This is a genomic window from Microbacterium sp. FW305-3-2-15-F-LB2, from assembly GCF_058787255.1.
In genome coordinates this window covers 1,635,283-1,646,535 of record NZ_JBYSZO010000001.1, presented here as the reverse complement: position 1 = coordinate 1,646,535, position 11,253 = coordinate 1,635,283, and the positions used below count along the sequence as shown (strand labels likewise).

9 protein-coding genes are annotated in these 11,253 nt (G+C 68.6%); all 9 read left to right on the top strand.

Going from position 1 to position 11,253, the window contains the following annotated elements; all coding sequences use genetic code 11:
- Positions 1 to 141: 141 nt before the first annotated feature.
- The 9 genes from AC3WLZ_RS07915 to AC3WLZ_RS07875 all read left to right on the top strand — a co-directional run bounded on the left by AC3WLZ_RS07915 (position 142) and on the right by AC3WLZ_RS07875 (position 11,233).
- On the top strand, positions 142 to 1,176 hold the full coding sequence (locus tag AC3WLZ_RS07915) for a site-specific integrase (protein WP_492469669.1): 1,035 nt from the start codon (positions 142 to 144) through the stop codon (positions 1,174 to 1,176).
- On the top strand, positions 1,176 to 3,587 hold the full coding sequence (locus AC3WLZ_RS07910) for a heavy metal translocating P-type ATPase (protein WP_492469668.1): 2,412 nt from the start codon (positions 1,176 to 1,178) through the stop codon (positions 3,585 to 3,587). The genes AC3WLZ_RS07915 and AC3WLZ_RS07910 overlap by 1 nt, the downstream gene beginning before the upstream one ends.
- Before the next feature lie 22 nt (positions 3,588 to 3,609).
- On the top strand, positions 3,610 to 3,894 hold the full coding sequence (locus AC3WLZ_RS07905; RefSeq protein WP_274638365.1) for a metal-sensitive transcriptional regulator: 285 nt from the start codon (positions 3,610 to 3,612) through the stop codon (positions 3,892 to 3,894).
- A gap of 83 nt (positions 3,895 to 3,977) precedes the next feature.
- Positions 3,978 to 4,592, top strand: coding sequence for a hypothetical protein (locus AC3WLZ_RS07900; RefSeq protein ID WP_274638364.1), 615 nt, complete (start codon positions 3,978 to 3,980; stop codon positions 4,590 to 4,592).
- Between the two features lie 183 nt (positions 4,593 to 4,775).
- Positions 4,776 to 5,216 (top strand): DUF6153 family protein, encoded by a 441-nt coding sequence (locus AC3WLZ_RS07895; protein ID WP_274638363.1) that lies wholly within the window; start codon positions 4,776 to 4,778, stop codon positions 5,214 to 5,216.
- A gap of 92 nt (positions 5,217 to 5,308) precedes the next feature.
- A complete protein-coding gene (locus AC3WLZ_RS07890) occupies positions 5,309 to 5,929 on the top strand; it encodes a DUF305 domain-containing protein (RefSeq protein ID WP_274638362.1) in 621 nt (206 codons plus the stop codon).
- A 213-nt stretch (positions 5,930 to 6,142) separates the two neighbouring features.
- Positions 6,143 to 7,027, top strand: a complete 885-nt coding sequence (locus AC3WLZ_RS07885; protein WP_274638361.1) for a beta propeller repeat protein — start codon at positions 6,143 to 6,145, stop codon at positions 7,025 to 7,027.
- Positions 7,028 to 7,103: 76 nt separating this feature from the next.
- Positions 7,104 to 8,600, top strand: a complete 1,497-nt coding sequence (locus AC3WLZ_RS07880; protein WP_274638360.1) for a multicopper oxidase family protein — start codon at positions 7,104 to 7,106, stop codon at positions 8,598 to 8,600.
- A gap of 26 nt (positions 8,601 to 8,626) precedes the next feature.
- Entirely contained in the window at positions 8,627 to 11,233 is a 2,607-nt protein-coding gene (locus AC3WLZ_RS07875; protein WP_492469667.1) for a heavy metal translocating P-type ATPase, read from the top strand.
- Positions 11,234 to 11,253: the final 20 nt, after the last annotated feature.

Below are 11,253 nucleotides of genomic sequence, written 5' to 3'. Positions count from 1 at the left end.
CTCGATGACGTCCTTGCAGATTCGACTGGCCGTGTGCACTCGGCGCTTGCCCCGCTCCGCGACCACCTGCTCAGCGCCAGGGACCCGCGTTCGGCGGTTCGGTGGCTCCGCCGCGAACCCATCGAACGCACACTCCGAGCCATGGCTCACGGCGAGAAGCCCATCGGCCACGCGGCAATCAACGAGCTCCCGCAGTCGACGCGCGTCCGGTACTTCCGGCGAATGCTGATCGCTGCCGGCACCCTGCCCGCCATCGATGTCCGACTCAACGACCTCGAGATCCGGAGCCGGGCATTCATCGACACCCTGCCCGCCGAACAGGCCCTCTTCGTCACCAGGTTCTTCAACTGGGAGACGCTGCGGAAACTGCGCAGGCGGTCACTTGGCCGGCCAATCAGCGTCGGAATGGCCAACGTCCACAGCTCGGAACTCCACAAGATCGCAGCCTTCCTCGCCTGGCTTGACGAGCACGACCTCGATCTGCCCACACTCGAGCAAGTGACGGTCGACCGCTACCTTGCGCACCACGATCCCAACCGCACCATCGGGAGATTCCTCAACTGGGCAGCCCGACACCGAATCACCACGCGCATCGACGTGCCCCGGTCCCCGTCGACAGCCTCGCCCGCCACCATCGATGAGGAAGCCCTCTGGGAGAAAGTCGACATCCTCCTCCAGGACAAATCCACCCCGATGTCGAGTCGGATCATCGGGCTGTTTCTTCTTGTGTTCGCCCAGCCGATCAGAGACTCTGTTCGGCTGAGACGCGAAGACGTCCAGGTCACCGAAGGGTACGTCAAGGTTCAGTTCGGGACGACCCCGGTCATTCTGCCGCCTCCGATCGCCGATCTCCTCAGGGAGCACCTCGACATGACACGCGGCCAGCGACCATACGTCGGGGTGTCGCCCGGTTGGCTCTTCGAAGGTGTGATGCCGGAGCAGCACCTGAGCGAAGCCAGCGTCCGATTCAACCTGAACAAGCATGGACTCCGCGCTCGGATCATCAAACGGGCCAGACTCGATCACCTCGTACAGGTGCTCCCGGCGAGCATCGTCGCGGATATCACCGGAGTCACCGTCAATACAGCCATACGCCACTCAGCGAACACCGGAGCCGGCTGGGGAGCGTATCCCGAGCTGAGAAGGCATGAGAGGGATCTCGACGCGAACGAATAATGCTGATTGCCAGTACCGTGAAGGTAGTCGCCGGATCGGCCGACGGACCGCGGACGACCACCGCGCTGCTGGAGGCCCCCGCCAGGGTCGACGCCAGCGGCCCGGTCGATGTCGCCGGATTGGTGGAGGATCACGGCGACCTGGAGGCGGCCGAGCACGCCACGGAGATCGCGGACCTGCGTCGTCGGGTGATCGTCGGCGCGGTGCTGACCCTGCCGGTGTTCCTCTCGGTGATGGCCCACGAGGTGTTCGGGGCCATGTGGGTGCCGCCGCTGCTGCTGGCGCCGTGGTTCCAGTTCCTGTTGATCACCCCGGTGATGTTCTATACCGGGTGGCCGATCCACCGGACCGGGTGGCTGGCGCTGACCCACCGGGCGGCCGAGATGAACTCGCTGATCACCCTCGGCACGATCGCCGCCTACGGCTTCAGCCTGGTCGCCACGTTCGTCCCGTGGGTGCTGCCTGCTGAGGCGCGCGGGGTGTACTTCGAGGCGGTCGGCGTCATCCTCACCCTGATCCTCCTCGGCCGGCTCCTGGAGGCCAGGGCCAAGGCCGGCACCGGTGAGGCGATCCGAACCCTGATCGGCCTGCAACCCCGCACCGCGCGGGTCGTTCGCGGCGACAGCGAGCTGGAGATCCCGGTCGGCGAGGTCGTGACCGGCGACATCGTGGTCATCCGCCCAGGCGAGAAGCTCCCGGTCGACGGGCAGGTCACCGAAGGCAGCTCCGCGATCGACGAGGCGATGATCACCGGAGAGCCGATCCCGGTGGTCAAGTCCGCCGGCGACACGGTGATCGGCGCGACGATCAACCAGACCGGCTCCTTCCGGTACGCCGCGACCAAGGTCGGGGCCGACACGATGCTCGCCCAGATCATCCGACTGGTCCGCGAGGCCCAAGGCTCCAAGGCACCCATCCAGCGCCTGGCCGACGAGGTCTCCAGCTATTTCGTGCCCGCGGTCATCGCGATCGCCATCTGGACCTTCGCCGCCTGGTGGGTGTTCGGCCCGCCGCCGGCCGGAGTGTTCGCCCTGGTGGCAGCGGTCGCCGTCCTGATCATCGCCTGCCCCTGCGCGCTGGGTCTTGCGACACCACTGTCGATCACCGTCGCCACCGGCAAGGCTGCGTCCAACGGCATCCTGATCCGTTCCGCGGAAGCGCTCGAAACGGCGCACAAGATGAACACAGTCGTGCTGGACAAGACCGGCACGATCACCAACGGCACGCCGACGCTCACCGACATCCTGCCCGCCGACGAGTTCGACGCGGACGAGCTGCTCGCACTCATCGCGTCTGCCGAGCGCGACTCCGAGCACCCTCTGGCGACCGCGATCGTCGCCGCCGCCGAGGACCGCGGTCTCGACATTCCCCGGGCGAGCACCTTCGACTCCATCACCGGCCAAGGAGTCCGCGCCCAGGTGGATGGCAACACCGTGCTCGTGGGGAACATGCGACTGCTGACCGAAGCCGGCATCGACACCTCGAGGCTGACCGCAGGCATGGCAGCCCTGGCCGCCGACGGCAAGACCCCCATGCTCGCCGCGATCGACGGCCGCCCGGCCGGGGTCGTCGGCGTCGCGGACACGATCAAGGACGGTTCGGCGGCCGCGATCGCTGACCTGGCCGCCCGCGGGATCGACGTCGTGATGATGACCGGCGACAACCGCACCACCGCCGCGGCGATCGCCCGCCAGGTCGGCATCGGCCGGGTCGTCGCGGAGGTCATGCCCGAGCACAAGGCCCGCGAGGTCCGGCGCCTGCAGGCCGAGGGGCGGATCGTCGGGATGGTCGGGGATGGCATCAACGACGCCCCCGCACTGGCCCAGGCCGACGTGGGCTCGGCGATCGGCACCGGCACCGACGTGGCGATCGAGGCCTCCGACATCACCCTGATATCCGGGAACCTGGGCGGCCTCGTCACCGCGATCGACTTGTCCCGTGCCACCATGCGCAACATCCGGCAGAACCTCGTGTTCGCGTTCGGCTACAACGTCGTCGGCATCCCCCTCGCCGCCGGCGTGCTGTACCCGGCATTCGGGGTCTTGCTCAGCCCGATGATCGCCGCCCTGGCGATGGCACTGTCATCGCTGTCGGTCGTCACCAACTCCAGCCGGCTCCGCCGGTTCACCCCCAGGCCCCCCGCCACCACGGCCGCAGCCTCGATCACCGACCCGGTGATCGAGATCGGCAACCAGCACACAAGTGAGGACAATCCCATGACACACCACACCGAGCACACCTCCGACGACACCCTCGTCACCGATCCGGTCTGCGGCATGAAGATCGACCCGAAGACGGCCGCGGCCACCCGCGAGCACGACGGCACGACGTTCTACTTCTGCTCCACCGGATGCGCCAACACGTTCGACGCCGACCCTCACCGCTACGGCCACCCGCACCCGGCACACTGAGTCTGCCCCGAACATGGACCACATGACGCACGGCTACGTCGGCAACAAGGACGCACTGCTGACTCGGCTTCGCCGGGTCGAAGGGCAGGTGCGCGGCGTGGCGAGAATGATCGACGAGGACACCTACTGCATCGACGTGCTGACCCAGGTCTCCGCCGCGACCAAGGCACTCGAAGCGGTCGCCCTTGCGCTCCTGGACGATCACCTCATGCACTGCGTCGCCGAAGCCACCGAACAAGGTGGCCCGGTCGCCGAGGAGAAACTGCGCGAGGCCAGCGCGGCGATCGCGCGACTGGTTCGTTCCTAGCGGCGCATCACGCTCCGCCCAGCTCAAGCCGGTGACCCGAAACACCCCACACCGTTTCGGTATGACGAGAGGATCACGAACTCATGGATACGGCGGTCGCACTCGTGCAGGCGTACCTGCGCATGAACGGCTACTTCACCGTCGCCGAGTACCCCGTCCTCGAGGTAACCGCGCACGCACCGGCGCGAACAATGACCGATCTGGACATCCTCGCGATCAGGCTCCATCGTGAGCCCCCCGCACCTGGCGGTGTCGCTGTCGAGGGCCCTGACCCCGCGCTCGGCGCGGACCTCGGCGCAGCCGACATGATCGTCGGCGAAGTCAAGGAGGGCAAGCCCCGCCTGAACCCCGCCATGCGCGATCCGGCCGTGCTCAAGGCCGCGTTCACCCGGTTCGGATGCTGCCCGGCGGATCTTGCCGCCGATCTCGTCGACGAGCTCCTGCGCAACGGTCGCGTCGTGGCGCCGGCCGGTCATGTCATCCGCACCGTCGCGTTCGGGAACCCGCAGCACACCGGCTCGAGCCGAGCATGGCACACCGTCCCGCTGGAACACATCATCGACTACCTCACGGACAACCTTCGCTCCAACTGGCCCGCCATCGGACGCACGCAGATCAAGGACGAGGTCCTGGGTCTGTTCGCACTGATGGAGAAGTCACGTCGCGCGTCGCGGAGCCGGGGAGGTCCGAGGTCATGACCAGCCGGCACAGGAAGCCGTCGCCTTCCCGGGGGACCTTCGGCCCGATCCGCCAGAGTACGAATGCGGAATTGTCGACGCATGGTGGTCACGCGGATGATCGCGGCCCCATCGTGGAGATGGCCCCTGCGCTCCTGTCTTTTCCGGCGGGGAGTTAGCCTTGGTCATGAGGGAGGTGGGCGCATGAAGACGATCCGCTCCTTGGCGAGCTCAGGCTCGACCACGCGCCGCCTCGTCTTCATGCTCGGGATCGCGGTCGCCCTCATCGCGGGTCTGCTCGCGATGCACACCCTCACCGCCGGCACCACCCACCTCGAATCCGCCCCAGCCATATCCTCCGGCGCCGTTCACGACCAAGCGATGGCCGCCGTGGAGAGCGCGGCCGTCGATACCGGGCACTGCCTGGACGACTGCGGGGCTTCGGGGAACATGCCCAACCATTCGATGCTGATGATGGTCTGCGTCTTGGCGTTGCTCGCCGCCGTCGTCATAATCCTGGCGCCAGCCTTGCTCGCCCGCCTCAGCATGTCCCTGGGCGTAGTTGTCCTCGCCGCCGACGTGCCCCGTGCATTGCCGCGCCCGCGCCCGCCTTCCCTGCTCGTCCTGTCCATCAGCCGGACCTGATTCGCGCCGTCTTCCCGGGTTTCCCGGGAGGCCGCTTCGCCCTGCCCGGGCACCGAATCACGAATTCCTACTGATACCAAAGGACGTACACAATGCGACTTCGCACCATTGCGCTGGCCTCCGGCGCGCTTATCACGGCGACCCTGCTGCTGGCCGGCTGCGCCCAGAACGATACCGGCGGCGGGATGCCCGGCATGGACCACGGCACCACCCCCATGACGACGCCCTCAGCCAGCATCGGGGACTTCAACTCCGCCGATGAGATGTTCGTCACGGGGATGATCCCCCACCACGAGCAGGCCATCCAGATGGCCGATCTCCTGCTCGGCAAGGACGGCGTCGACCCACGAGTGGTCGACCTCGCCGAGCAGATCAAGGACGCCCAAGGCCCCGAGATCGAGACCATGACCTCCTGGCTGGCGGAGTGGGGCATCCCCTACGACGACTCCATGTCGAGCGGCATGGGCGGGATGGACCACGGCGACGGGATGATGTCCGAGGCGGACATGACCGCCCTCGAGTCCGCAACCGGCGCCGACGCGACCCGCCTGTTCCTGGAGGGGATGATCGGTCACCACCAGGGCGCTGTGCAGATGGCGCAGTCGGTGATCGACAACGGCCAGAATCCGGCCGTCGCCGCCCTGGCGCAGACGATCATCGACGGTCAGACCGCCGAGATCGCCACCATGCAGGACATCCTCGGCACCCTCTAGGGCGGCCCCTTTCGTGGGTGCCGCGGCCGGCCGTTCCTGGTCGGCTGCGGCACGCCCCCAACCTCGCCAGGCCGTCCTCGCCACGGCTTGCCGAACTCAGATCGGACCTCAACTTATGGGCACACGCTCCATCGCACTCTTCTTCTTCGTCATGGTGCTCCTGGCCGTCGTTCTCGGCGCCGCCGTGATCGCCATCCCCACCATCGGAGCAGCATGAACCGGACACCCGCGCTCGCGTTGATCTCCGCCCTGGCCGCCACCGTGACCGCAGCCGCCCTCCTCTCCGGCTGCGCGCCGACCGGGATCACCTCGACCCCCGCGAGTCCTGGGATGAGCTTCGCGCACATCCACGAACTCGTCGCCCGTCAGGACGGCGGCCTGCTGGTGGGCACCCACGAGGGCCTCTACCAGCTCCAGATCGACGCCGACGGTTCCACCACCGCGGTCGGACCTCTCGGCGGCCTCGACTTCGATCCGATGGGGTTCACGATCGCCGGGGACACCGCCTACGCCTCCGGGCACCCGGGACCGACCACTCCGGGAAGCTTCGGCACACCAAACCTCGGACTCATCACCAGCACGGACCTCGGCGAGACCTGGACCAACGTCTCCCTGAAAGGGGTGACCGACTTCCACGCCCTGGCCGTGATGACCGCCGTCGACGGAGTCCCGCATGTGTTCGGCATCGACCCGGGCAAACCGCGACTCCAGCGCAGCACGGACGGCGGGCTGACCTGGAGCGACGGCGCCGAGCTGGTCGCCCGCGACATCCTCGTCGTGGACACCACACTGTACGCGACGACATCGGAGGGACTGGCCGTCAGCGAGGACGACGGAATGAGCTTCACCCTCGACCCGACACCGCCGGCCCTGTACCTCATCGCCGCGGATCCTCAGGGCGGCCTCGCCGGCATCGACACGACCGGCACGCTCTGGACCCGCAGCCCAGGCCAAGACTGGGCGCACGGCCACACCGTGACCGGGACGCCCCAGGCCGTGGCCATCGACGGGGCACGTGTCTATGTCGCCGATGACCGGGGCATCGCCTTCACCGAGGATGCGGGCGCAACGTGGATCGTGCTCGAGGTGCGCGGATGAGTCGCGAGGCGGGGACCTTCGCCTCTCGAACACCAGGGACCGCTAGGACAGCATCGACTGAAGAGACAGGACTGACATGAACTCCGAGATCCGCAACGCGAACCTGACCAGGCGCGGCTTCCTTGCCGTCGGCACCGGCGCCCTCGCCGCGATCGCGCTTGCTTCGTGCGCTGCGCCACCGCGATTCGTCACCCCGACCGGGGCGCCGGTGCGGCAGGCTGAGTTGGCCCGCGGGGGCTCGGGGCGAGTCACGAGCGTCGAGCTGATCGCCTCCCCGACGCAGGTCGACCTTGCCGGAACCGTGGCGAACACCTGGAGCTTCGGACCGGTACCGGCGTCCACGATCCGGCTGACCGCGGGAGACACCCTGCGCGCGAACGTGCGCAATCGGCTGCCCGCGGACACCTCCGTGCACTGGCACGGCCTTGCGCTGCGCAACGACATGGACGGCGTCCCCGGCGCGACCCAGGCGCCGATCGGCGCCGGCGAAGACTTCACCTACGAGTTCGTCGCCGCGCAACCGGGCACCTACTGGTTCCATCCGCACGTCGGCCCGCAACTGGACCGTGGCCTGTACGGGGCGCTCATCGTCGATGACCCGGACGAGCCCCTCGCCTACGACGAGGAGTGGGTGGTGATCCTCGACGACTGGCTCGACGGGGTGACCGGCACCCCCGACGAGGTGCTCGAGGAGCTGCGCGGCGGGATGGCCGGGATGATGGGCAACGGCGGCGGCCACATGATGATGGGCGCCCGCTCGGACCTGCTCGGCGGCGACGCCGGCGACGTCGCCTACCCGCACTTCCTCATCAACGGCCGCCCGGCCGCCGACCCGGAGACCTTCACCAGCACACCGGGACGGCGGCTGCGGATCAGGATCATCAATGCGGGCAGCGACACCGCGTTCCGGGTCGCGCTCGGCGGCCACCGGCTCACCGTCACCCACAGCGACGGGTTCCCGGTGGAGCCGGTGGACACCGACGCAATCCTGATCGGCATGGGCGAACGCTACGACGCCCTGGTCACCCTCGGCGACGGCGCGTTCCCCTTCGTCGCCGCGGCGGAGGGCAAAGGCGAGACGGCGCGGGCGATCGTGCGCACCGGGTCCGGTGATACCCCGCGGGCGTCGGAGACCATCCCCGAGCTGACCGGGTCGGTCCTCACCGCCGCCGCCCTCACCGCCGACCCGAGCGTCGCATTCCCGGATCGCACGGTCGACCGCGAGCTGACGGCGAGATTGTCCGGCTCCATGATGGCCTACGACTGGGCGATCAACGGCCGCCGGTTCGACCCGGCCGACCCCCTGGCCGGCGCACTCGGCGTGACGCAGGGCGAGCGGGTGCGGCTGCGCATCGAGAACACGACCCAGATGTGGCATCCGTTCCACCTGCACGGGCACACCTACCAGCACTCCGGCGCGGGACCGCGCAAGGACACCTCGATCATCCTGCCTGGCCAGTCCTTGACGGTCGACTTCGACGCCGACAACCCGGGACTCTGGGCTGCGCACTGCCACAACATCTACCACGCCGAGGCCGGGATGATGACCATTCTCGGCTACCAGGCCACCTGACAACCCAGTAGGAAGAAGCAGAGAACATGCAAGAACGAACCGTCGTCCTGGAAGTATCCGGTGTCCAGTGGGCGTCCTCGAAGTCCGTCGTGGAATCGACCCTCCTCCGCCAACCGGGCGTCATCTCCGTGGAGGCCAACCCGGTCTCCCAGACGGCGAACGTCTCCTACGACCCCGAAACCACCTCGCAGGCCCACTTGCGCGAGTGGATCATCGAATGCGGATACCACTGTGCCGGCCAGTCCGTCCCGAACCATATCTGCGATCCCGCCCACGACTCCCACCAAGCATCCCTGGGCCACCACCACATGCCCGCGACCCAGGAACACACGGTGCCTGACGACAGTCCGCTTCCTCCGGAGCCGACGCAGGAGCACGCAGAACACGAACACGCAGGGCATGAGCATTCGGGGCACGAGTCGATGACCGGACACGAAGCGCACAGCGCCGCGCCGGTCGCGGCCGACCCGACGGCGCCCGACCACACTGCGGCTGACCCCGCCGCGGCAGGCACTGTGGACCACTCGGGTCATGCCGGCCACGGCACACCGGCGCGGAGCAGTCAGGATGTGATGGGGCACGGCGGCGGCCACGCCGGCATGTCGATGGCGTCGATGATCCGCGACATGCGCAACCGGTTCCTGGTCGCGGCGATCCTGTCCGTGCCGATCATCCTGTGGTCCCCGATCGGCCGGGAAGTGTTCGGGTTCACCGTCCCGGCCCCGTTCGGGCTGCGGGATGACGTGTTTTCGCTGGTCCTGTCGCTGCCGGTGATCTTCTACTCGGCCTGGATCTTCTTCGACGGCGCCTTCCGGGCGCTGCGGGCACGGACCCTGGACATGATGGTGCTGGTCGCCGTCGGCGTGGGTTCCGGCTGGCTCTACAGCGTCATCGTGACCCTCACCGGCGGCGGTGAGGTGTTCTACGAGGCCGCCACGGTGCTGGCCGCGTTCGTGCTGCTCGGCCACTGGGTCGAGATGCGTGCCCGCGGCGGCGCGAACGACGCCATCCGCACCCTGCTGGAGCTCGCCCCGGCGCGGGCGGTCGTGCTCCGCGACGGGGAAGAGGTCGAGGTGCCCACCGCCGAGGTGGTGCCCGGAGACCTGATGCTGGTACGCCCCGGCGCGAAGGTCCCCACCGACGGGGAGGTCGAGGAGGGTGACTCCGAGATCGACGAGTCGATGGTCACCGGTGAGTCCCTGCCGGTGGAGAAGACGCCGGGCTCCGCGGTGATCGGGGCGACGGTGAACACCACCGGCACCCTGCGGGTGCGGGCCACGAAGGTCGGGGCTGACACGGCGCTGGCGCAGATCGTGGCCCTGGTGCAGGAGGCGCAGAACTCCAAAGCGCCCGGACAGCGCCTGGCGGACCGGGCCGCGTTCTGGCTGGTGCTGGTCGCCCTGATCGGCGGAAGCGCGACCTTCCTGGTCTGGTGGCTGACCGGCGCCCCCGTGCCGACTGCGATCCTGTTCGCCATCACCGTCGTGGTCATCACCTGCCCCGATGCCCTGGGCCTGGCCACCCCGACCGCGATCATGGTTGGCACTGGCCTGGGCGCCAAACGCGGGGTGCTGTTCAAGAACGCCAGCGCCCTGGAATCCGCCGCGCACATCGACACTGTCGTCCTCGACAAGACCGGCACCCTGACCAAGGGCGAACCCGAGGTTACCGACTACCTGCCGATCGGGATGGACGACATCGAGCTGTTGTCCCTGGCCGCCGCCGCGGAACGCGAGTCCGAGCATCCCCTGGCCAAGGCGGTCGTCGCCTACGCCGACGCGCGCAAGATCCCCCGGCGCACGGCCACCGCGTTCCGCAACGTCACCGGGCTCGGGGCGGTGGCGACCGTGGACGGACGCCGGGTAGTGATGGGCAACGCCCGGCTGATGGCCGAGGAGGGAATCGACATCAGCACCATCTCGGCGGCGCAGAACGATCTGGCCGCCACCGGCCGCACGGCGATCGCGTTCGCCGTCGACGGGAAGGCAGCCGGGGTGATCGCCCTTGCCGACGCGCCGCGGGAGACCGCCGCGGCCTCGATCGCCGCCTTGCACGAGTCCGGCATCGAGGTCGTCATGCTCACCGGCGACAACGAGCCCACCGCCCGACGGATCGCCTCGCTGCTGGGCATCGACACCGTCATCGCCGAGGTCCTCCCGCAGGACAAGTCCGCCAAGATCACCGAGCTGCAGCAGGCCGGGAAGAAGGTCGCGATGGTCGGCGACGGCGTCAACGACGCCCCCGCCCTGGCTCAGGCCGACCTCGGCATCGCGATCGGCGCCGGGACGGACGTCGCGATCGAGACCGCCGATGTGGTGCTGATGCGCTCGGACCCGCTGGATGTTCCGGTCGCGCTGCGCATCGGCAAGGGCACCGTTCGCAAGATGCGGCAGAACCTGGGCTGGGCCATCGGCTACAACGTCATCGCCCTGCCCATCGCCGCCGGCGTGTTCTTCCCGACGTTCGGCATCATGCTCAGCCCGGAGATCGCCGCGATCAGCATGTCCGGCTCGAGCGTGATCGTCGCCGTCAACGCCCTGCTGCTGAAGCGACTCCACCTTCCCGCCCAGGCCGCGCCCACCGAACCCACGACGGCGAGCAGTCCCGCGCCCGTCCCCACCGGCACCCGGTAGACGCCGCCCGCAACCGCTCG

Bases quoted from the DNA above. Each gene is read 5' to 3' on its own strand.
- AC3WLZ_RS07885 (WP_274638361.1), top strand. From the start codon at position 6,143: ATGAACCGGACACCCGCGCTCGCGTTGATCTCCGCCCTGGCCGCCACC.
- AC3WLZ_RS07880 (WP_274638360.1), top strand. From the start codon at position 7,104: ATGAACTCCGAGATCCGCAACGCGAACCTGACCAGGCGCGGCTTCCTT.
- AC3WLZ_RS07875 (WP_492469667.1), top strand. From the start codon at position 8,627: ATGCAAGAACGAACCGTCGTCCTGGAAGTATCCGGTGTCCAGTGGGCG.
- AC3WLZ_RS07890 (WP_274638362.1), top strand. From the start codon at position 5,309: ATGCGACTTCGCACCATTGCGCTGGCCTCCGGCGCGCTTATCACGGCG.
- AC3WLZ_RS07915 (WP_492469669.1), top strand. From the start codon at position 142: ATGGCTCACGGCGAGAAGCCCATCGGCCACGCGGCAATCAACGAGCTC.
- AC3WLZ_RS07895 (WP_274638363.1), top strand. From the start codon at position 4,776: ATGAAGACGATCCGCTCCTTGGCGAGCTCAGGCTCGACCACGCGCCGC.
- AC3WLZ_RS07905 (WP_274638365.1), top strand. From the start codon at position 3,610: ATGACGCACGGCTACGTCGGCAACAAGGACGCACTGCTGACTCGGCTT.
- AC3WLZ_RS07910 (WP_492469668.1), top strand. From the start codon at position 1,176: ATGCTGATTGCCAGTACCGTGAAGGTAGTCGCCGGATCGGCCGACGGA.
- AC3WLZ_RS07900 (WP_274638364.1), top strand. From the start codon at position 3,978: ATGGATACGGCGGTCGCACTCGTGCAGGCGTACCTGCGCATGAACGGC.